This window comes from Streptomyces olivochromogenes, from assembly GCF_021538895.1.
Classification (GTDB): domain Bacteria; phylum Actinomycetota; class Actinomycetes; order Streptomycetales; family Streptomycetaceae; genus Streptomyces; species Streptomyces olivochromogenes_A.
Map to the genome: position 1 here is coordinate 22,595 of NZ_JADDRL010000003.1, position 21,748 is coordinate 44,342.

Below are 21,748 nucleotides of genomic sequence, written 5' to 3' on the forward strand. Positions count from 1 at the left end.
GTGAGTTGGGCGGAGCTGGCCGCGGCCACGCTGGAGAACGACCACGTGAGGCTGCGTCCGATCGGTCCCGAGGACCGCGAGTCGATCCACGGCATCGCGATGGACCCGGTGATCTGGCGCTACTTCGTGAGCCTCGTCGAGACCGAGGCGGACTTCGACGCCTTCTTCGAGGGCATGGTCGCCGACCACGCGGCGGGCAGGCGCGTGGTCTTCCACATCACCGACAAGACGACGGGGCGCTGCGCGGGGAGCATGAGCTTCGGCAACCTCTCGGAGGCGGACTCGCGCCTGGAGATCGGCTGGTCCTGGCTGGGCGTCGACTTCCAGGGCCGCGGCATCAACCGCTGGGCCAAGTACCTCCTGCTCGAGCACGCCTTCGAGACCCTGGGCGCCGAGCGCGTGGAGTTCAAGACGGATCGGCTCAACGTGCAGGCCAGAGCGGGCCTGCGCAACATCGGCGCTCTGGAGGAGGGCGTCTTCCGCAGCTTCAACCCGATGCCGGGCGGCAGGCGCCGGGACGCGGTCTTCTACAGCGTGGTGCGCGGCGAGTGGCCCTGGCTCAAGGACGAGCTGGCCGCTCACGCGAAGGTGACCCGTCAGGACATGGCGGTGTGACCGGCGGAGCGGGCATCACCCATCTGCGTCTCCGCGGCGATCCGCACGAGGTCGGCCGACAGCACGGCGCTGCTCTCGCAGGTCCCTTGCGCGGCTTCGTCGACGACTCGCTCTGCCGTCTCGACCTGCTTCTGGACGAACAGGTCACGATGTCCGGGCTCGAACCGGTGCTGTCCGCGTTCGACAAGGTGATCACGGCGGAGCTGCCACGGCTCGCGGACGAGATCACCGGACTCGCCGACGGGATCGGAATCCACCGCGACCAGGCGCTGCTGCTGCAACTGCGCCGGGAGATCCTGGGCTACCGGAAGATCCCGGCGCGAGGCGACTGCACCACCTACGCGAGGGCTGGTTCCCCTCCGGTACTGGCCCAGACGGTGGACCTCAACGGCGACCTGGACGATCAGATCAGCGTCCTCGACGTCCGGCTCACAGGTTCCCCGCGCGGGGTCCTGGTGCTCAGCTTCGCGGGCCTCCTCGGCTATCTGGGCGTCAACAGCGACGGCCTGGCCGTGGGCCTCAACCTGGTCCTCGGCGGCGACTGGAAACCCGGAGTCCCGCCGTACCTGGCCATTCGCCATGTGTTGGACTCCGCTGCCACCGTCGATGAGGCGGTCGAGTGCCTCCGCGGTCTCCCGTTGGCCAGCTCACGGTCGTTCATGCTCTGCGACGCGGGCAAAGCGGTCTGGGTGGAGGCTCTGGACGGCGGGTTCCGTTGCTTCGAAGCCCAACAGGCCGAGCACACCAACCACTTCCTCCACCCCGAGTTCGAACCCTTCGACGAGATCAACGTCTTCGCGCGGAACTCCTCACGCCGAAGGCTGGAGGCGTGCCGCGCCGGTCTCGCCGCGATGGCACCGGCCGCAGGGGTGGAGGAGCATTTCGCTTTGCTCTCGGTCCCTCCCATCCGAGTGGTCGGAACCGGTGACATCCGGTACGAGCGCACCGTCGCCGCGGCCGTCGCCTTGCCGGGGAGCGGCCAGTTGTACATCAGGCCGGGTGATCCCGCCGCATCTGTCACCAGGGAGTTCACCTTCGCGGACCCGGACTGCCGCACCGATGGCTCTCCCCGGGCGGGCGCGGATGATGCGGGGTGACGCCGAGGGTGCCGAGTTGTCGGTCCCTCTTGATCTCTTCGAACTCCGACGGCGGGAACACGAACGTGCTCGATGACGAGAACGGGCGATTCGTCGTCCTTGTGAACCACGAGGATCAGCTCACGACAGTCCTCGAGGGACACGCGTCAGAAGCTTTTCCGGAAGGGAACCTGTCATGAAAGCAGGTACTGCCATCAGCGTCGCCGGGATCGATGCCGGGATCGACGTCGACGATCTCTCCAGCCTGCTGATGATCAGGCACTTCGAGCAGAGCGTGCTGGACCTGTTCGCGCGCGGGCTGCTCAGCGGCACCACGCACACCTGCCTCGGCCAGGAGTACGTGCCGGTGGCCCTGGGGCCGCTGCTGGCCCCGGACGACTTCGTGTTCAGCAACCACCGCGGCCACGGACACTACCTGGCCCGCTTCGACGACCCCGAGGGCCTGCTGGCCGAGATGACCGGCCGCGAGGGCGCCGTCTGTTCGGGCGTCGGCGGCAGCCAGCACATCTTCCGGGGCACCTACCTGTCCACCGGGGTGCAGGGCGAGAGCCTGCCGGTGGCCGTGGGCACGGCCTTGTGGTTCCAGCGGACCGGCCTGCCCGGGATCGCCGTGGCCTACATCGGCGACGGCACCTGGGGCGAGGGCGCCGTCTACGAGGCGTTGAACCTGGCCGCGCTGTGGCGGCTGCCGTTGCTGGTGGTCGTGGAGAACAACGGCATCGCGCAGACCACGCCGACCGCGCGCGCCATGGCCGGGGACATCGCCGGGCGGGCCGCGGCGTTCGGAATCGCCCATGTGTCCGTGACCGGCAGCGACGTCGCCGCGATCCGCGCGCGCCTGGCACCGGTGGTCGAACGGACGCGCGCCGGCGGCGGGCCGGTCGTCGTGGAGTTCGCGACCCACCGCCTCGGCCCGCACAGCAAGGGCGACGACACGCGCTCCGCCGCCGAGGTCGCCGCCGAGCGGGAGCACGACTGGCACGACGCCTATCGGCGCCTGGACCCCGACCTGTTCGCCAAGGTCGAGGACGAGCAACGGACGCGGATCGCCGAGGCCGTGGACCGGGTCCTGGCCCGTCCGGCCTCGGTGTGGGAGAGGGGCTGAACCGTGGAGCGTGTCGCTGAGAACCTGAACCGGGCGCTGCACGCGGCCTTCGCCGCCGACCCCGACCTGTTCCTGCTGGGGGAGGACGTCGCCGATCCGTACGGCGGCGCCTTCAAGATCACCAAAGGGCTGTCGTCGGGCTACCCCGACCGGGTCCTGAGCACGCCCATCAGCGAGCAGTCGCTGGTGGGCGTGGCCAACGGGCTGGCGCTGTCCGGCGGGCGCGCCATCGTCGAGATCATGTTCGGCGACTTCGCCACCCTGGCCTTCGACCAGATCGTCAACTTCGCGGCCAAATCGGTCGCGATGTACGGCCGCCGTGTCGAGGTCCCGGTGATCGTGCGCTGTCCCACCGGCGGGCGGCGCGGGTACGGCCCGACCCACAGCCAGAGCCTGCAGAAGCACTTCATCGGCGTGCCGCACCTGTCGGTGCACGAGATCTCGCCGTTCCACGACAGCACGGCGCTGCTGGCCGGCCTGCTCGCCGATGGCGAGCCGGCCGTCCTGTTCGAGGACAAGGTGCTCTACACGCAGCCGATGTACGAGCCGGGGACGGACGGGCCGTTCGTCGCCGATTTCCCGTTCGGAGCCGGCGGCCCGGCACGGCTGCGGGCGTCGGACGGCGACGACGTGGCCGACTGTGTGATCATCGCGCCCGGCGGCGTGGCCCGGCGGGCGCTGGCGGCGGCCGGGACGCTGTTCGCCGAGCACGAGATCACCTGCGAGGTGATCGTTCCGACCCGGTTGTACCCGTTCGACGTGGAGCCACTGCTGCCCGCCCTGGCCGGCGCCGAGGTCGTGTGCCTGGTCGAGGACTGCGCCGCCGGCGGCACCTGGGGCACGGAGGTCGCCGCGCGCGTCTATCAGCGGCTGTGGGGCCGGCTGCGGCGCCCGGTCGTGCTGTGCAGCGCCGAGGCCGAGGTGATCCCGACCGCCGCACACCTGGAACAGACCGTGCTCCCCCAAGCTTCTGACATCCACCGCGCCATCTGGGAGGCGTTGCATGCGTGAACTGCTGCTGCCGAAGTTCAACAACAACGACGAGGACTGCGTCCTGGTCGGCTGGACGGTCGACGACGGCGCCGCGGTGTCCGCGGACGCGGTCGTCGCCGAGGTCGAGACCGCCAAGGCCCTGGAGGAACTCGTCGCGGACGCGGACGGCGTCCTCCACCGGCTCGTCGAGGCCGGAGCGCGCTGCGAGTTCGGGCGGCCCGTGGGGCTGCTGTTCGACAGCCGCCAGGAACGGGACGACTACCTGGCGAGCCTGGCGGCCGCCGTCGTGACCACCGCACCCGAGGGCGAGGGCGAGGACCACGATGGCGGCCCGGACCCGATCCTCAGCGACGCCGCGCGCACCCTCGCCCAGGATCACGGCATCCGGACCGAGCAACTGCGCACGCTCGGCAAGCGGGTGGTGAAGGCCTCCGACGTCCAGCGGCTCATCGACCAGGGGTTCATGGACCAGGGGGCGGCGTCCGCAGCGGCTGGGGCGTCAGCGGACGCCGCCGTCGTCAGCCTCAGCCCGCACCAACGCGCGGTGGCAGCCGTCGTCAGCGAGGCGCACCGCACGATCCCGGCCGCCTTCGCCGCGATCGCGGTCGACCTGACAGCGTTCCGCGCCACCCGCGGCGGCGCCCCGTACGGCCTGGTCGAGCTCCTGGTCAAGGCCATTGCCGCCCGCCACGCCGACTTCCCGCTGTTCTTCGCCACGCCCGGTGCGGACCACACCCTCACCCTCGCGTCGGCCGCCAACGTCGGGGTCACCGTCGACGTCGGGACCGGCCTGTTCATCCCGGTGCTCAAAGACGCCGCCCGCCGTCCGATCGGCGACCTGGCCGACGACCTCATGGACTTCCGAGTCAGCGCCCTGCGGCAGAACTTCCGCGGGGACGCGTTCGCCGACGAGGCCATCACCCTCTCGCTGCACAACGATCCGGACATCATCCTGGCCGCGCCGATCGTCCACCCGGGCCGCACCTGCGTCGTGACCTTGTGCGCCGAGCGGAGCGAAGTTGCGCTGACCGAGGACGGTACGCCGTTCACCCGGCCGGTCACCACGGTCGCGGCCACCTACGACCACCGCTATCTCAACGGCCGCGACGCGGTCCGCTTCCTCACCGCGGTGAAGCAGGACCTGGAGACCACCGACGCCATCGCCCGGCTCGCGGGCTGACGGGAGGACGACGACGCCACTGCCGCTCTTCGATGCCCCTGTGGACCTCCGCGCGTTGCGCGCCGCCTACCAAGCGGCCGACGCCCCGGCGTCGGCAGGTCCACGGATCGGGATCGCGGCCGGCTACACCGCCGACCCGATCCAGCCCCACCTCGGCGCGGCGCTCGCCGGGGCCGGCGAGACAAGCATGCCGCGTCACGTCGGCTTGATGATCTCGCGGAGCTCGGTGCGCGCCGCTGCGGTTGGACAGTGTGCCGCTCATGCGCCCGAAGAGCGGATCCGATGCGGCGTGTTCAGAGTGAGGTTGTCGACCGAGGCGATGTGGATCTCAGCCTGGTCGAGCAGGCGTAATCCGACGGCGTTTTCCGACAGGCCGGCGGCGGTGACAGTCACGGCGAGGAGCAGCCCGATCGTGTCGGTGATGACGCCCCGCTTCCTGCCCACGATCTTCTTCGCGGCATCCGATCCGGAGCACTCGCCGCCCAGCCATCGACCCGATCACAAAGGACCACCGTCAGATGATGCAGCCGCGCCCCGGAAACGGGCCGGTACCAGCCAGAACAAGTTGATCAAGAAAGGCCGTGAACTCCCGCTCGGCGCGGGCCGGCCCCGGCGCGGGCACGGTGGATCCGCACCCTGGCCGGGCGACCGCGGCGGCATGGGAAGGACCAGGGTCAGATCGTGCGCTGGTCCGGCGCGTCGGCGCCGCACACGTCCTGCAGTCGCTTGAGATAGGTCAAGCCGGTCATGACCTCGTCCGTCGGCAGTCCGAAGTCGATGAGACACGCGATCTCGTCCACGCCGAGCTCCGCGAGCCGCGCCACGACCTGCTCGCCCTTGTCGACCGAGCCGAGCAGGCCGACGTTGTCGAAGTAGTGCTCGAAGGCCCGCTCGACGAGCATGTCGATCTCGTCCGGCTCCAGGTCTCCGGCGCTGAGGTCCGACGTCAGTATGAGCCCGAGTGAGCTGCGCATGTAGTCGCTCAGCGACGGCCGGACCAGCTCTCGGACGCTGTCGGTGTCCTCGCCGAGGTACGTGTGCACCATCACCGCGACGTGGCCCGGCCAGCCGACGTCGGTCGCGGCCTTCCGGTACTCGGCGATGTTGTGCGCCAGCTGTTCGGGACTCTGGCCGAGCAGGTGGGTGAGGAGCCCGGCTCCGATCCGGCCGGCGCTCCGGAAGGTCTCGACGTCGCCGACACTGGCGACCCAGATCGGCAGGTCGGTCTGGACCGGCGGCGGGAACGACCGCACCTTCACCGGGTTCCCCGCGCCGTCGGTGACCTCGATTGCCTCACCGCGCCACAGGGCACGCACCTGCTCGATCCGCTCGTACATCTCCGTCCGGCGGTTCGTGTAGGCGGCCGGATTCAGGGCGAAGTCGACGGCGTGCCAGCCGGAGGCGAAGGACACCCCGACTCGGCCCCGGGAGATGTTGTCCACCACGGACCACTCCTCGGCGATCCGTAGCGCGTGGTGCAACGGTGCCACGACGCTGCCCGCCCGGATCTTGACACGCTCCGTCGTCGCGGCGATCGCCGCACTGGTCACCGAGGGGTTCGGATAGGTCCCACCGAAGGGGTGGAAATGGCGTTCCGGGGTCCACACCGCCGCCAAGCCGTTCTCGTCGGCGAAGCGGGCGCCTTCGAGCAACAACCGGTACCGGTCGGCCTCGGCGCTTCCGCTGTCATTGGCGAAATAGAAGAGGCTGAGATCCATCGTGCGTTCTCCCCAGCGGATACGGGTTCGGATTCGGGGGTGTGTGGCGAACATCGGTCGGTAAATGCGCCCGATCCTGATTCATAGCACCCTCGTTCTTCGCGGACACACTCACCGCGGACCGCGGTGGAAAACGGCCGACGGAGTGTTGTCTCGCCGGCGAGACATGCGCACGATGGACACGTCCTTCGGGAAATCAGGTTTCGTTCACACAGGAGAGCCGTGGCCAATCCGTTCGAAGACGAGGAAGGCGTTCATCTGGTCCTGGTCAACGGCGAGGAGCAGTACTCGCTGTGGCCGGCGTCCCATGACGTGCCCGCCGGCTGGTCGGTCGCGCACGACGCGGACACGCGGGCGAACTGTCTTGAATACGTGTCCGCACACTGGTCGGACATGCGGCCTGCCGGCCTGCGAGAGCTGAGCGATGAAGTGCGAGAGGTGGACAGGTGACGGTCGACAGCGGGTTCCGTAACCCCATGGACGAGCTGGTGGTCGGCAAGGTGCGGGAGCTTCTGGGGAACCCGGACATCGGCATCGGTGACGACTTCCTGGCCGTCGGCGGCAACTCCATCATCGCCGTCCGCCTCGGCCAAGCCCTCCGCCAGGAGCTCGGGATATCCCGGATCACGGGCGTCATCCTCAAGAACCCGCTGCTCAGCGACCTCAGCGACGTGCTGAGCGAGCTGGTCGGCGAGGCGTCCTGACCATGTCGTGACGGTCGCGTCCGGGCGGTGTCCCGGGTACGACGCCGCCGTGACGCTGCCGACGGCGCGCGTGGCCTCGGGACGGAATGTGGATCCGTCGCCACCTCGGTGACCGGGTTCTGTGGTGCGATTCCTCGCGCCAGGCAAGTCGCATCAGCATCAGTGGAGTTCAGACAGCAGCCTGTCTCGCCGGCAAGACATCGAGCCGATGTCACCTTGCGGTGGACGGTGTCCCGGCCCATTGTTCGTGGTTCGGTGATAGCGCCCTCGGTCAACGGCGCTTCGACCTCTTCCGGAATTCGCCGTCATCCCCTTCCAGCCCGTTGGATGTCGTCGCGGGCTCACGTGGCTGACCTTTTCCAGACTTGACAGATCGGTTGGAGTTCCTTTGTGCCCGGAATGCCGTACAACAATGGTCAGGTCATGTCGGATTCAGACGGTGGCCCCTCGACCGGAGGTCATTCCCGAATGATCGCCGCATCGTCGGCGCAGCGACGGATGTATTTCTCCTGGATCCTGCGACCGGATGACACCGCCGACATCTGGAAGGCTGTGCTGAGCGTCGGCGGCGACCTCTCCATGGACCGCCTCGAGCGGGCGCTCATGGTGCTGTACCGCCGGCATGACGCGCTCCGCACGACGTACCTCGAACGGAACGGCGAAGTTCTTCAGGTGGTACGAGACGCCGACGCATTCCGCGTCGCGATCGAGGTCGTCGAGGCCGAGGGCGAGTCGTCGGCCGAGCGCCGGGACTGGGCGGACGCCGAAGCCGCGCGCCGGGTCGCCGCCCCGATCGACCTCGCGGTCGGGCCGGTGGGCCGGGTGATCGTCATCCGGATCTTCCCCGACCTGCACCTGATGGCCTTCGTGTTCCACCACATCGTCATGGACGAGATCTCCGCGCAGGTCTTCGCCGAAGAACTCCGGCTGGCGTATGCCGACCCGGACGCGCCCGCCCTCGCCGAGCCGATATCTCCATACTCTGACTTCTGCTCGGCGGAGCAGCTTGCCGGCCTGGACCGCGAGGGCCTGGACCACTGGCTCAGGCAGCTGGCCGGCGTCCAGCCGGCCCGGCTGCTCGAGGACGGCGCGGAGAACCCGGCCGGCGCCGTCGGGCGCCGACTGCCGGTGCCGCTGCCCGCGGACGTGGCGGCGGAGTTCGAGGTGTTCTGCAAGGAGCAGTCGATCACGCCGTTCACCGGCCTGCTCGCGGTGTACTTCATCCTGCTGCGCCGCTGGTCCGGGGCGAGCGACGTGACGGTCGGCGCGCAGATGCTGGGCCGTCCGCACGCGGAGTTCTTCCGGACGATCGGGTTCTTCGCCAACACGGTGGTGCTGCGCTCCCAGGTGCGGTCGACGCCGACCTTCACAGAGTTCGTCGCCGGCGTCGGGGACACGGTCCAGGACGCGCTGGACTACCAGGACGTGCCGTTCGACGTCGTCGTGGACGCACTGGCCCCGCAACGGGACGCCGACCGCAATCCCTTGTTCCAGGCCAATATCGAGTACGACACGATCGACCCGACCCAGGTCTGGGCGCTGGACGGCCTCCAAGTCGCGGCCGTGCCGGACCCGGCGGATCAGACGGGACTGCACTTCATCCTGAATCTGCGGGTCCAGCGGCCGGCCGGCGAGCTGGCAGTCACCGTCGAGTACGACCGGCGGCGGTTCTCCGACGCGGCCATGCAGCGGTTCGCCGAGGCGTACGGATCCCTGCTGAAGGCCCTGATCCGGACGCCGGGCGCCCCGCTCGGAAGCATCCCGATGCTCGACGAGGACGGACTGGCGCGCACACTGGCGCTGGGCGCCGGCGAGGAGACGTCCGACGGCGCCGCCGCAGGGCGGTGGGCCTCGGGGTGGGAGCTCTTCGAAACGACCGCCGCGGCCACTCCCGACCGGGAGGCGGTGCGCGCGGGCGCGGAGTGTGCCACCTTCGCCGAGCTGGCCGACCGGGCGCGGACGATGGCTGTGGGCTTGCGCGCCCGCGGTGTGCGGACCGGCACCGTGGTGGGGATCTGCCTGCATCGGCGCCTCGATCTGATCGCCGCGATGCTCGCCACCTGGTGCGCCGGTGGCGCCTTCTCGCTGCTGGACGCTCAGCAGCCCGAGGACCGGCGCCGGATGCTTCTCGCCGAGGCCGGTGTCACGCTGCTGATCGCGGACGAGTCGTTCGCGGAGGTGGCCACGGTCTCCGTCGCCGGGCTCGGCGCGGATGCGGCGTCGGCGGCCACGGCATCGGGGGAGTCCGGCTTCGGCGGCGCGCGCCGCCCGGCGGCCGCACCGGCCTATGTCGTGTTCACCTCGGGTTCCACCGGGAAGCCGAAGGGCGTCGTGGTCGACCAGGCGGGCGTGGTCGCGCTCGCCGCCACTCAGCTCGCGCGGATGTACTCCCGGCTGCCCGCGGGGCGGCAGGCGAACATCGGCGGACTCAGCGCCGTGACGTTCGACGTGTTCGTCAACCAGTTCCTGGCCATGGCGGCCCTCGGCCACAGGCTGCTGCTGATCGACGATGAGGAACGTCTGGACCCGGCCCGGTTGCTGGCCCGGGGAGCGGATCCTAAGTCGGCGATCGACGTGCTCGACATGAGCTGCAGTCAGCTGGAGATCCTGGTCGACGCCGGGCTCCTGGAGCTGCCGCATCGGCCGAAGATCCTGGTGACCGGCAACGAGCGGGCGTCCGAGCGATTGTGGCAGCGGTTGCACGAGGAGCCCGGGCTCCTGGCGTTCACTTCATACGGCGTCACGGAGTGCACCGTCGAGTCGACGCTGGGGGAGATCGGCGGGCAGCCGCGGCAGGTGGCCGGGCGCGCGGCCGGTACCTCGAGGCTCTACATCGTCGATGACCAACTCCAGCTGCTGCCACCGTTGTTCACCGGTGAGGTGTGCATCGGCGGGCTCGGCGTCGGTCAGGGGTACGCGGGGCAGCCGGCGTACACCAGCGAGCGGTTCGTCGCCGACCCGTTCAGCCCGCTCCCAGGGCAGCGGATGTATCGCACCGGCGACAAGGGCCGGTTGCGGGCCGACGGGCAGCTGGAGTTCCTGGGGCGGGTCGACGATCAGGTCAAGGTCCGGGGCGTGCGGGTGGAGCCGGGCGAAGTGGAGGCCGCGTTGCTCGGCCACCCGGGTGTGGCCCGCGCCGCGGTCGTCGCGACCGGCGAGGGCACGCGGATGGCGAAGTTGGTGGCGTGTCTCGTGCTGGAGGACGGCGGCGGGGACGCGCCGACCACCGCCGGCGTGCGGGAGTTTCTGCGGGATCGGCTGCCGTCCGGGATGCTGCCGGACCGGGTCGAGCTGCTCGACGCCTTCCCGATCACGGCGAACGGCAAGTTGGATCGCCGGGCGTTGGCGGAGCGGATGGCGTCGAGCGATCAACCAGCGGACGTCAAGCCGTCGGGTGCCGGGCCGTCGAGCGCGGAGCCTGCCGTCGCATCGCCGGCCGACACGCGGGGCCGGCAGCTGTGCGAGATCGTGGCCGATGTCCTGGACCTGCCGGAGGCGGGTCTCGACGACGACTTCTTCGCCCTCGGCGGGACGTCGCTGCTCGCCATGCAGCTGACCAGCCGGGTCCGCAGCGTCATGGGGTGCGAGTTGAGTGTCCGCGTGGTCTTCGACGCGGCGTCGCTGCGGGACATGGCGGCGCGGCTCGGGGCCGCCGAGAGCAGTGCCCGGCCGGCGCTGCGGCGCAGGGGGGCCTCGTGACGGCGGCCGGAACCCGGCCGCGGACCGGGTTCCTGTTCCCAGGGCAGAGTTCTGAGTACGTCGGCATGGGCGTCGAGCTCCATCGCGAGCACCCGTTGTTCCGCGCGGCCATCGACCGGCACGCCGATCAGTTCCGCCGGCTCACCGGCGTCGGCCCGCTCGACGTTTTCGCCGACCCGGCCGCCCAGACTCGGGCCGAGCTGCTCCAGCCCGCGGTCTTCCTGGTGCAGGTCGCGTTGGCGGAGTTCTGGACCTCGTGCGGGGTGCGACCGGACGCGGTGGTCGGCCACAGTCTCGGCGAATACGCGGCCGCCTGTGTGGCGGGGGTGTTCGGCGTCGAGGAAGGGCTCGAACTCGTCAGCGCCCGCGGCCGGGCCTTCGCGGCCGTGCCCGGCGCCGGCCGGATGGTCGCCGTGGGCGGTTCTGACCCGGTGGAGCTGGAACGCCTGGTCGCGGCACACGGCGGCGCGGCGTCGGTGGCCGCGTACAACGCCCCGGAGCGGATCGTCGTCTCGGGGACCGACACGGCGATGGGGGAGTTGGCGGCCGCGTTCGAACGGCGAGGCTGGCTGACGATCCCGCTGGAGACCACCCACGCCTTCCACTCGACGCTGGTCGCCCCGGCCGTCCCGGCGCTGGTCGCGGCGGCGGGCCGGATCCGGCACCGGACCCCGGCCGTGCCAGTGGCGCTGAACCTCACCGGGGGTTGGGCCGTGGGCGGGGAACTCGGCGCGGAGTACTGGGGCCGGCAGCTCACCTCACCGGTCAGGTTCACGGCGGGAGTTCGTGCACTGATGGACGGCGGCTGCACGGTCTTCCTGGAGGTGGGGCCCGGACGAACGCTGACCACGGCCGGCCGGGCGCAGAGCGACGGGGGTGAGCTCTGGCTGGCGGGGCTCTCGCCGCGGACACCGGATTCGGTGACGGTCTTGGAGCACCTGACTCGGTTGGAGGAGGCGGGGATTCCGGTCGACTGGGTGAGGTACCACGCGCCGTTTCGTGCGACGGGGCGGACGGTCGGTGATCGGCCGGGAGCGGATCGGCCGGCTCCGGCGCCGTCCACCGAGCTGCCGTTCCGGATCGAGCGGGTCGTGATCCACGAGTCGGCGAGCGCTGCGGGCTCCGGAGTCGCGGTGGTCCGGCACCGGGTGGGCGAGACGGCGCGAGAGGTCGTCGACGTCTCGGTCGTCGACGACGCCGGCCGGCCGGTGGTCGAGGTCTTCGGGCTCGAGCTCGGGGCGGGGACCGGTGCGGAGGCGGGCGGGCCGGACCAGATCTCGCCGGAGGAGGCGGAGCGGCTGTTGGCCTCGCTCGACGCGCTGACCGAGGACCAATTGCACGCCCTCCTGCCTCTGTGGGCCGGCCCAGACCCTTCCACCCCCGTCGGATCGACCGAGGAGTGACACTCATGACTGACTACGACCTCCGGAAGAAGCTGGAGACGGCGCTTCGGGCACGGGCCGGGCAGGCACGCACGGAGCATCCGCTCTCGTACGCGCAGAGCTCGATGTTGATGCTGCATCAGATGGACCCGGAGAGCGCGTCCTACAACGTCGCCCTCACCGCCCGGTTCACCGGCGGATTCGACTCCGCCGCGTTCCACAGCGCGCTGCAGTCGCTCGTCGGGCGGCACGCGGCGCTGCGCACCACCTTCAGCCGGGCGGGCGCCGACGACGGGGACGGCACCGCGGGCCGTCAGACCGTCCACGGCTGGCTCGAACCCGACTTCGCCGAACTGGACGCGCATCAGTGGACCGACGGAGAACTCCAGGAGGCGGTGCGAGCCGCCTATCGCGAGCCGTTCGCCCTCGTGACCGGGTCTCCCCTTCGAGCGCGGGCGTACCGGGTGGCGCCCGGAGAAGCGGTCGTTCTGCTGGCAGCCCACCATGTGGTGTGCGACTTCTGGTCGCTCGGCACCATGCTGGCCGAACTCGAGCAGCTCTACGCCGCCGAGGTCGAACGGCGCCCGGCGGGGCTGTCGGGGCGCAACGATCCGTACAGCGACTTCGTCACGTATCAGCGTGAGCTGATCGCCGACGATCGGGGTGCCCGGGCCCGCGCCTACTGGCACTCCCAGCTGTCCGGTCAGTTGGAGCTGGCCGAATGGCCCCGGTTCGATCTGGACCCGGCGGACGCCGACGGCGGCGATCAGCTCGTGTTCCCCATCCCCGCGGACCTCGCCGCCGACGTGTTCGCGCTGGCCAAGGCGGAAGCGGTCACGCCCTACGTAGTACTGCTGACGGCCTTTCAGGTCCTGGTCGGCCGCTACACCGGCCGGCGTGACGTGCTCGTCGGGAGCCCGTTCGCCGGCCGCACCGACCCGGCGCTGGCCGAATGCGTCGGGAACTTCGTCAACTCCGTCGTGCTGCGCGCAGACCTGAGCGACGCGGTCTCGTTCCGCGAGCAGCTCGGCCGGACCCGCCGCACCGTCGCCGAGGCGTTCGAGCACCAGGACTATCCGTTCGAGCTGCTCGTCAGCGAGCTGGCGCCGCGCCGGGTGGACGGCCGCAATCCGATCTTCCAGGCGATGTTCATCTACCAGAAGTCCGGCCGGCATCCGGCGCACGCCGCCTTCCACGTGGCCGACGAGGGCGCGTCCCCGGCTGGCTGGGCCGGACTGTCCGCGGCGCCGTTCCCGCTGGCCAAGCAGGACAACCAGTTCGAGCTCACCCTCGAGGTCGTCCATGACGGCGACCGGCTCGTCGGAGTGCTCAAGTACCGCAAGTCCGTCTTCTCCGCCGCCGCGGCCGGCCGTGCCGCCGAGCACTACGCGACGCTGTTGCGGGCCGCGGTCGCCGGCCCGGACCGCGGTGTGACGGAGCTGCCGATCCTGACCGAGGCCGGGCACGGCGCCGACCGGCACCCCGTGCCGGTGTCCGTCGCGCCGGACGACAGCCTGGCGGCCCGATTCCGGCAGGCCGCGGAGCAGCACGCCCATCGAACGGCAGTGCGCTGCGATGGCGACCAGCTCACGTATGCCGAGCTCGACGAGCTGGCCGGGCGCTGGACGGCCCGGCTGCGGGCCGAGGGCGTCGGGCCGGGCAGCCGGGTCGCCCTCCTGCTCGAGCCCTCCCTCGACACGGTGACCGCGATCGTCGCGGTCCAGCGGGCCCAGGCGGCCTACGTGGTCCTGGACCCGTCCCATCCCGCGGCATGGTGCCGGACGGTGCTCGAGGACAGCGGAGCGCGCGTGGTGCTCACCCAGCCGGACCTGGCCGGTCTGCTGGACGGTGCCGCGGTGCCGGTCCTGGTCATGCCGGAGGCCGAGCTGCCGCCGGCCGGCGAGCCCGGCGACCTGCCGCGAGCCGACGATGTGGCCTCCACCGTCTACACCTGCGGCTCGACCGGGACGCCCACGGGGATCGACATCGAGCACGGCAACGTCCTGACGCTGCTGGAGTCGATACGTGAGCACGTCGTCATCGACGAGACCGCGGTCGGGGCGTTCTTCCACCCGGCCGATTCCGATCTGTCGCTGTGGGGCACCCTGCTGGCCGGGGCGTGCCTGGTCGTCGTGCCGTCGGGGGCGGCCCGATCGCCCGACCTCTTCCACACGCTGCTCGTCGAGGAACGGGTCACACACATGGTCCAGACCCCCTCCGCCCTGCACGGCCTGTCCGCCGTGGTCCGGCGGACCGGGACCCAGGAGCTGGCGCTGAGGCACGTCTTCTCGTGTGGCGAGCCTCTGCCCGCGCCGCTCGCCCGGACCGTCCGCGAGTGGTGCGGGACGCTGTGGAACACGTACGGCCCGGCCGAGACCACGGTCTGGGCCACCGCGCAGCCCGTCCGGCCCGAAGACTGCGCGGGAACCAGCGTGCCGGTCGGACTCCCGCTGGCGAACGCCCGGGTCCACGTCCTCGACGAGCACGGGCAGCCCGTGCCGCCGGAGTTCACCGGCGAACTGCACATCGGCGGACAGTGCGTCGGCCGGGGTTACGTCAACCAGCCGCAGCTGACGAAGGAACGCTTCCTCGACAGCCCGCTCGAGCCGCAGGGCCGGCTGTACCGCACCGGCGATCTGGCGCGGGTCAACACCCGGGGGCAACTGGAAATCCTGGGACGTGCCGACAACCAGGTGAGGCTCAGCGCGTTCCGGGTCGAGCTGGAAGGCGTGGAAGCCCGGCTGGACGAGGTGCCCGGTGTCAGAAGGTCGACGGCGTTGGTCGTCGGCGCGGGCGTCGACGACAGCCGCCTCGTCGCCTGCGTGATTCCCGAGCCGGGGTGGAACGTGACGGAAGGTGCCCTGAGAGCGGAGTTGCGTTCCACGCTGCCGCCTTACATGGTGCCCACCGCGATCGGGTTCTTCGACGCGTTCCCGCTCGACGCCGGTCAGAAGGTCGACCGCGCGCGACTGGCCGAGCAGTTCGCGAGCGTGGCCGCTCGAACCGGCGCCGCCGTGGCGCCGAGCGACCGCGAGCGCCGGGTGACGGCCGCCTGGCAGCAGGTGCTGCAGCGCCAGGACATCGGCCGCGAGGACAACTTCTTCGATCTCGGCGGCAACTCCATGATGCTGCTGCAAGTCTACGAACTGCTCGCCGGCGACGCCGCGGACCCGCCGTTGAAGGGGTCCGAGCTGTTCCGCTATCCGACCGTGGCCAGTCTGGCCGCGCGCCTGGGCCGGGCCGATGCCGCGCCCGCCGACGTCGGCACAGGCGGGGGCCGCGACCGGGATCGGACGTCGAGCCGACGCATCCGACGGGCGGACGACACGGTCCGCGACGCGCGCCTGCGGGCCCGGGAACGGGGCGGGAAGAATGCCTGACGCCGACGAGATCGACGTGACGATCCGGTCGAACGACGTGGCCGTGATCGGGATGTGCGGCCGGTTTCCCGGCGCCCCCGACGTGGACGCGTTCTGGAACCGGCTGCGGGCCGGGGACGAGCTGCTGACCACCTGCACCGACGACGAACTCCTCGCGGCCGGTGTGCCCGAGCGGGTACTCCGCGACCCGCGTTACGTCCGGCGAGCGGCCATCCTGCCCGACGTCTTCGACTTCGACCCCGAGTTCTTCGGCTATACCCGGCGCGAGGCGAAGCTGATCGATCCCCAGCAGCGGATCATGCTGGAGGTCGCGTGGGAACTGCTCGACACCATCGGCTACTCCGGCGGGGCCGGCGACCAGGCGGTCGGGGTGTTCGCCGGCGCGGCGATGAACACGTACCTGACGAACGTCGTTGCCCGGTCCTGCGACCTCCTGACCTACGACGGCATCGAGCTCATGGTCGCCAACGACAAGGACTATCTGACCACGCGGATCTCCTACAAGCTGGGTCTGAAGGGGCCGAGCGTCGCCGTGCAGACCGCCTGTTCGACATCGCTGGTCGCGGTGCACGTGGCCGCGCAGAGCCTGATCGCGGGGGAATGCGACATCGCGCTGGCCGGCGGCGTCTCGGTGATCGCCAACGCGTATCCGGGCTATGTGTACCGCGAGGGGATGATGTTCTCCCCGGACGGCCGGTGCCGTCCCTTCGACGCGGACGCCGACGGCACCACGTTCGGCGACGGCGTCGGCCTGGTGGCCCTGAAGCGGCTGGCCGAGGCGATCGAGGACGGCGACCGGATCCTGGCCGTGCTGAAGGGATCGGCGGTCAACAACGACGGGTCCGACAAGATCGGCTACACCGCCCCGAGCGTCGAAGGGCAGCGGGCGGTGATCGGCGAGGCGCACGCGGTCGCCGGGGTGGACAGCGACACCATCACGTACGTCGAGGCGCACGGGACCGCGACCGCCCTGGGCGACCCCATCGAGTTCACCGCTCTCAGCGAAGCCTTCCTCGCCGGCGGCGCCCAGCCCGGGCAGTGCGCGCTGGGCTCGGTCAAGGCGAATGTCGGGCACCTGGCCGCCGCCGCCGGGATCACCGGGTTCATCAAGACGGTGCTGGCCCTGCGGCACCGGGAGATCCCCGGCCACCCGACCTTCACCCGGCCCAACCCGGAGATCGAGCTGGCCGGCAGCCCGTTCCACATCAATACCCTGCCGATGGCATGGCAGCCGGGCCCGACCCCGCGGCGGGCCGCGGTCAGCTCGTTCGCCATCGGCGGCACCAACGTGCACGTCGTGCTGGAGGAGGCGCCACCGCTGCCCGCGCGGCCGACGCCGGACGCCGGTCCCCGGCTGCTCGCGGTGAGCGCCAAGAGCGACCGGGCGCTGCGCGAGCTGGCCGGCCGGCTGGCCGACGTGCTGGCGCGGCCGGACGCCCCCGACCTCGCCGGCGCCGACTACACGCTGCGGGCCGGCCGGCGCGGGTTCGCGTATCGCCGCGCGGTCGTCGCGGACGACCACGCCACCGCCGTGGCCGGACTGCGGGCGATCGCCGCGGGGGCCGCGGCGGCGCCGACGGCGGAGGCCGCCCCGGCCGTGTCGTTCCTGTTCGGCGAGGTCCCGGTCGAGGACTTCCGGGTGCTGGCCGAGCGGGTGCCGCCCGTGGCCGACATCGCGCAGCGGTCCACCGACAGCGTCCTGTTCGGCGCGCAGAGTCCGCCGGCCGCGCGGGTGACCGCCGCACTGGTGCTCGCGACGCTGTGGGCCGAATCCGGCGCGCGGCCCGACGCGGTCGGCGGCGCCGGAGCCGGTGAAGTCCTCGCGGCCTGCTTCAGCGGGGTCCTCGACGAGACCGAGGCGCTGGCCCTGCTGTCCTGGCGGGCCGGGCTGCTCGACGGCCCGCCGGAGGTGCGGCCGCGGGTCCCGCGCGTCCCGATCCTGTCGGCCGTCGTGGGCGGCGAGCTGCCCGAGTCGCGAGCCCTCGACCCGCTGCACTGGACTCGGGACGTGTGGGAGGGCGGCCGGCTGGCCGAGGCCTTCGCGGGCCGGACCGCGGACGGGGCGACGGTGGTCGTCATCGGAACCCCGGCCGAACCGCTGCCGGGGGACTTCGGCCCGGACGGCGGCTCCGAGCCGTCGCCGGTGGCGCGGCTGCTCCACGACGCGGCCCGACTGTGGACCGCGGGTGTGCCGGTGGACTGGTCGGACTGGTCCGGCCAGGAGCCCCACCGGGTCCCGCTGCCGGCACATCCGCTGTATCGCAGCAGGCTGCGGCTGGACGAACCGGACGAGGCGCCGCCGGCGGCCCCCGCCGGTCCGCCGCGCGGCGAGGAGCTGAAGCGGCTGCTGGCGAAGCTGTGGACCGAGGTGCTGCGCACCGAGGTCGACCGCTACGACCAGAGCATCTTCGACATCAACGACGACTCGGTGCTCGCCGTGCGGCTCGCCCGCCGGATCGGGACGGAGCTCGGCGTCCCCCTGCCGACGATCGATCTGCTGAAGAACCCGACGATCGACCGCCTGGCGGCGCACCTGGCCCGGGTCGGCTGACGTGAACCACGAGGAGAACACCGTGGAGCCACTGCTCCCAGAGGTCGTCGCGATGGTCGGCGGCTATTTCGACATCCGGCCGGACGCGCTGGATCCGGACGTCTCGTTCACCGAACTCGGTGCGGACTCGATGGCGCTGCTCGGCATGCTGCGGCTGGTCGAGGAACGCTTCGGCCGCAAGGTCTCGCTCCGGCAGCTGTTCGGCGACATCCAGACGCCTGCCGCGCTGGCGGCGCACCTGGCGGCGAACACGGCGGCCGGGACGCCGCCGGAGGCCGCGGCGACCCCGGCCACCGGTGCTGTGATCGCCGCGGCCGTCGACGTGTCGCGGACCCTCGCACCCGCGCCGGTGGCGCCGGTTTCGGCCGACACCGTGTCGGCGCCCGGAGCCACGACGGCGGTCGAGCGGCTGATCACCGAACAGCTCGCCGTCATGCGAAGCCAGCTCGAACTCCTGGCGGGCGGTGCCGCCTCGGGCGCCGGACCGGTCCTCGTCGAACCGGCGCCCGCAGCCCGTCCGGCAGGGCGACCGGCCTCATCCCGGCCGGCCGCCCCGCTCGCACCCGGTGCGCGCGGCGGAGCCGGCCTCGTGGAGTCGGAAGAGCGTGCCCGGTATCTCAAGGTCCTGGCCGAGCGGTTCGGCAGCAGGACGAAGGGCTCGAAGGAGTTCGCCCAGCGGTTCCGCCCGCTGGTCGCCGACAGCCGCTCGTCCATCGGCTTCCGGCCGACGACCAAGGAGCTGCTGTACCCGATCGTCGCCGAACGCGGGCAAGGCGCGCGGCTGTGGGACATCGACGGCAACGAGTACGTCGACCTCACCCTGGGTTGGGGCGTCCACCTCCTCGGGCACAACCCGCCCGCCGTCATGGCGGCCCTGCGCGAGCGGCTGGACCTCGGCTACGTCATCGCCTCGCGCACCGAGGTGGTCGAGGAGGTCGCCGCCGGCCTGATCGAACTCACCGGCATGGAGCGCGTCGCCTTCCTGAACACCGGCACCGAAGCGGTCATGACCGCCCTGCGCATCGCCCGGACCGCGACCGGCCGCGACGACGTCGTGGTCTTCTCCACCGCCTACCACGGTCACGCGGACAGCGTGCTCGCCGCGGCCTCCTCCGAGAACGGCGTGCGGACCACCCGGCCGATCACCTCGGGCATCCCGGCGCGCGCGGTGGAGAACGTGCACGTGCTCGAATTCGGCACCGACGAGGCCCTGGAGTTCATCGACAGGCACGGTCCGCGGCTCGCCGCGGTGATGACCGAGCCGGTGACCCTCCGCACCCCCGGAGTGCAGAACCCCGAGTTCCTGCGCCGGGTTCGGGAGATCACCCGGCGGCACGGCACGAAGCTGATCTTCGACGAGATGGTGACCGGTTTCCGCTGCCACCCGGCCGGTGTCCAGGGGCTCTTCGGCATCGAGGCCGACCTGGCCACGTACGGCAAGATCATCGGCGGCGGCATGCCGATCGGCGTGATCGCCGGCCGGGGCGGGATCATGGACACGATCGACGGCGGCGTGTGGGACTTCGGCGACGACTCCCGCCCGACCGCCGAGTCCACCTTCTTCGCCGGCACGTTCAGTCAGCATCCGATGACCATGGTGGCGGCCCGGGCGGTTCTGAACCACCTTCGCGGCGAGGGCCCGGCCCTGCAGCGGGACCTCGATCGCAAGACCGAGGTGTTCGTCGACCGGCTGAACGCCGACTTCCGCGAGCTCGACGTGCCGATCGAGGTCCGCCGGTTCTCCTCGTTCTTCCGGTTCGAGCACGAACAGAACATGGACCCCCTGTACTTCAACCTGCTCGACCGCGGCGTGTTCGTCTGGGAGCTGCGCAACTTCTTCCTGTCCACGGCGCACGAGCAGGCGGACCTCGACCACATCCGGGCAGCGGTCCGCGACTCGGTCACCGAGCTGCGGGAGCACGGTGTCCTCGGCCTCGGCCGGGCGGCCCCGGCCGGGGCCGTGGTGTCGCCGCCCGCGCCGCGCAGCACCCTCGCGCAGCGGCAGCAGGCGGCACTGGACGAGGGCGGCGTGCCGGCGTATCAGATGTCCGTCGGCTTCTGGCTGGACGGTCGGCTGGACCGGGACGCGCTGCGCGACGCCGTGCAGGGCCTGGTCGCGCGGCACGAGACCTTGCGGACCACGCTCGCTGCCGACGGCGTGACGCTCGTCGTGCGTCCTGCCGCGGAGACGGTGCTGGACGAGGTTCTGACCGAACACGTCTGCCCGGACGACGACGACCTCGACCGCTTCCGGCAGTCCTGGGCCGAGCAGCGGCTCGACCTCGCGGCCGGGCCGGTGTTCCGCGCCGCGATCGTGCAGACCGCTCCGGAGCGGCATCTGCTGCTGATCTCCGGGGCGCACGCCGCGGTGGACGGCTGGTCGTTCAGCGTCCTGATCGACGACCTCGTCGCGCTGTACAACGCCGGCTGTCAGGATGTCAGGCCCCTGCTGCCGCCCGCGGCGCAGTTCCGGGACTACGCCGCGTGGCACGAGCGGGTCGTCGGCGGCCCCGACGCCGCCGAGCACCAGGACTACTGGCGCACTCTGCTCCAGGGCGCGGCGGCTCCGGAGCTGCCCGGGTCCGGAACGTCCGGGCCCTTCCCCTACAGGGCCGTGCGGCACAGCGTCCGGCTCGACTCCGAGTTCTGCGACCGGATGCGCGACACCGCCCGAGAGCAGGGCGCGACGGTGTTCGCCTACCTGGTCGCGGCCTGGGGCGCCGTGCTGCACCAGGTGACGGGGCAGGACGACATCGTCGTCCCGGTCCTGGCCGCCCGCCGCCCGCCGGAGCTGGACCAGGTGGTCGGGTACTGCTCGAACCTGCTGCCGCTGCGTCTGCGACGGACGGCGGACGTCCTGGCCGCGGACTACGTGGCCGAGGTCATGGAGCACCTCGTGACCGGGCTCGAGACCCAGGACCACCCGTTCGCCGACCTGCTCGTGGAGCTCGCGCCCGGAACCGGCTTGCGCGCCGACCTGCTCGCGACGTCCGTCTCGTTCTACCGCCGCGTGGCGGCGCCCCCGATGGACGGGCTCACGGTGTCGGAGGCCGACCCGCTGCCGATCATTCACACCGGCCACCCCCTGGCGCTGAACATCATCGAGGGCGCGGACGGCTTCCGGTGCGACTTCGAGATCGCGACGGACGTCGTCGCCCCCGAACTCGCCGCCGACGTCGCGCGCCGCTACCAGAACCTGCTCGCCGGCCTGGTCGCGCACGGCGAGCGCCCACTGGCCCAGCTGGACCGGCCCGACCATGACGACCTCTGAGCACCACCTCCGACACGACCACATCAGCCCTCGGACATACGGGAGCCGCAAGA

General features: G+C 71.4%; 13 protein-coding genes and 1 pseudogene. 12 read left to right on the forward strand and 2 right to left on the reverse strand.

All coding sequences use genetic code 11. The features are described 5' to 3' along the window. The 5 genes from IPZ69_RS02115 to IPZ69_RS02135 all read left to right on the forward strand — a co-directional run bounded on the left by IPZ69_RS02115 (position 1) and on the right by IPZ69_RS02135 (position 4,990). Positions 1–615, forward strand: a complete 615-nt coding sequence (locus tag IPZ69_RS02115) for a GNAT family N-acetyltransferase (RefSeq protein WP_235451888.1) — start codon at positions 1–3, stop codon at positions 613–615. Further along, a complete protein-coding gene (locus IPZ69_RS02120) occupies positions 612–1,712 on the forward strand; it encodes a C45 family autoproteolytic acyltransferase/hydolase (RefSeq protein ID WP_235451889.1) in 1,101 nt (366 codons plus the stop codon). The genes IPZ69_RS02115 and IPZ69_RS02120 overlap by 4 nt, the downstream gene beginning before the upstream one ends. A 175-nt stretch (positions 1,713–1,887) precedes the next feature. Then, the gene (locus IPZ69_RS02125) at positions 1,888–2,817 is read left to right on the forward strand and encodes a thiamine pyrophosphate-dependent dehydrogenase E1 component subunit alpha (RefSeq protein ID WP_235451890.1); all 930 of its coding nucleotides are present in this window, start codon (positions 1,888–1,890) and stop codon (positions 2,815–2,817) included. A 3-nt stretch (positions 2,818–2,820) separates the two neighbouring features. After that, entirely contained in the window at positions 2,821–3,828 is a 1,008-nt protein-coding gene (locus tag IPZ69_RS02130) for an alpha-ketoacid dehydrogenase subunit beta (protein ID WP_235451891.1), read from the forward strand. Next, a complete protein-coding gene (locus IPZ69_RS02135) occupies positions 3,821–4,990 on the forward strand; it encodes a 2-oxo acid dehydrogenase subunit E2 (protein WP_235451892.1) in 1,170 nt (389 codons plus the stop codon). Before IPZ69_RS02130 ends, IPZ69_RS02135 begins: the two co-directional genes overlap by 8 nt. Before the next feature lie 327 nt (positions 4,991–5,317). On the opposite strand, the pseudogene IPZ69_RS02140 reads toward IPZ69_RS02135, so the two are convergent. Both IPZ69_RS02140 and IPZ69_RS02145 read right to left on the reverse strand, forming a co-directional pair. Beyond that, positions 5,318–5,458 (reverse strand): annotated as a pseudogene (locus IPZ69_RS02140) (IS5/IS1182 family transposase); the annotation flags it as partial. 206 nt (positions 5,459–5,664) lie between these two features. Then, on the reverse strand, positions 5,665–6,708 hold the full coding sequence (locus IPZ69_RS02145) for a MupA/Atu3671 family FMN-dependent luciferase-like monooxygenase (RefSeq protein WP_235451893.1): 1,044 nt from the start codon (positions 6,706–6,708) through the stop codon (positions 5,665–5,667). A gap of 222 nt (positions 6,709–6,930) precedes the next feature. On the opposite strand from IPZ69_RS02145, the gene IPZ69_RS02150 reads away from it, so the two are divergent. The 7 genes from IPZ69_RS02150 (at position 6,931) to IPZ69_RS02180 (ending at position 21,695) form a co-directional block, all read left to right on the forward strand. After that, a complete protein-coding gene (locus IPZ69_RS02150; protein WP_235451894.1) occupies positions 6,931–7,158 on the forward strand; it encodes an MbtH family protein in 228 nt (75 codons plus the stop codon). Further along, on the forward strand, positions 7,155–7,412 hold the full coding sequence (locus IPZ69_RS02155; RefSeq protein ID WP_235451895.1) for a phosphopantetheine-binding protein: 258 nt from the start codon (positions 7,155–7,157) through the stop codon (positions 7,410–7,412). Before IPZ69_RS02150 ends, IPZ69_RS02155 begins: the two co-directional genes overlap by 4 nt. A 468-nt stretch (positions 7,413–7,880) precedes the next feature. Beyond that, a complete protein-coding gene (locus IPZ69_RS02160) occupies positions 7,881–11,111 on the forward strand; it encodes a non-ribosomal peptide synthetase (RefSeq protein ID WP_235451896.1) in 3,231 nt (1,076 codons plus the stop codon). Further along, a complete protein-coding gene (locus tag IPZ69_RS02165; RefSeq protein WP_308407419.1) occupies positions 11,108–12,514 on the forward strand; it encodes an acyltransferase domain-containing protein in 1,407 nt (468 codons plus the stop codon). The genes IPZ69_RS02160 and IPZ69_RS02165 overlap by 4 nt, the downstream gene beginning before the upstream one ends. A 5-nt stretch (positions 12,515–12,519) precedes the next feature. After that, positions 12,520–15,873, forward strand: coding sequence for a non-ribosomal peptide synthetase (locus tag IPZ69_RS02170; protein WP_235451898.1), 3,354 nt, complete (start codon positions 12,520–12,522; stop codon positions 15,871–15,873). Then, positions 15,866–18,424 (forward strand): type I polyketide synthase, encoded by a 2,559-nt coding sequence (locus IPZ69_RS02175; RefSeq protein WP_235451899.1) that lies wholly within the window; start codon positions 15,866–15,868, stop codon positions 18,422–18,424. The genes IPZ69_RS02170 and IPZ69_RS02175 overlap by 8 nt, the downstream gene beginning before the upstream one ends. 22 nt (positions 18,425–18,446) lie before the next feature. Next, the gene (locus IPZ69_RS02180; protein ID WP_235451900.1) at positions 18,447–21,695 is read left to right on the forward strand and encodes an aminotransferase class III-fold pyridoxal phosphate-dependent enzyme; all 3,249 of its coding nucleotides are present in this window, start codon (positions 18,447–18,449) and stop codon (positions 21,693–21,695) included. Positions 21,696–21,748 lie beyond the last annotated feature (53 nt).

Bases quoted from the DNA above. Each gene is read 5' to 3' on its own strand.
- IPZ69_RS02175 (WP_235451899.1), top strand. From the start codon at position 15,866: ATGCCTGACGCCGACGAGATCGACGTGACGATCCGGTCGAACGACGTG.
- IPZ69_RS02145 (WP_235451893.1), bottom strand. From the start codon at position 6,708: ATGGATCTCAGCCTCTTCTATTTCGCCAATGACAGCGGAAGCGCCGAG.
- IPZ69_RS02160 (WP_235451896.1), top strand. From the start codon at position 7,881: ATGATCGCCGCATCGTCGGCGCAGCGACGGATGTATTTCTCCTGGATC.
- IPZ69_RS02125 (WP_235451890.1), top strand. From the start codon at position 1,888: ATGAAAGCAGGTACTGCCATCAGCGTCGCCGGGATCGATGCCGGGATC.
- IPZ69_RS02135 (WP_235451892.1), top strand. From the start codon at position 3,821: ATGCGTGAACTGCTGCTGCCGAAGTTCAACAACAACGACGAGGACTGC.
- IPZ69_RS02170 (WP_235451898.1), top strand. From the start codon at position 12,520: ATGACTGACTACGACCTCCGGAAGAAGCTGGAGACGGCGCTTCGGGCA.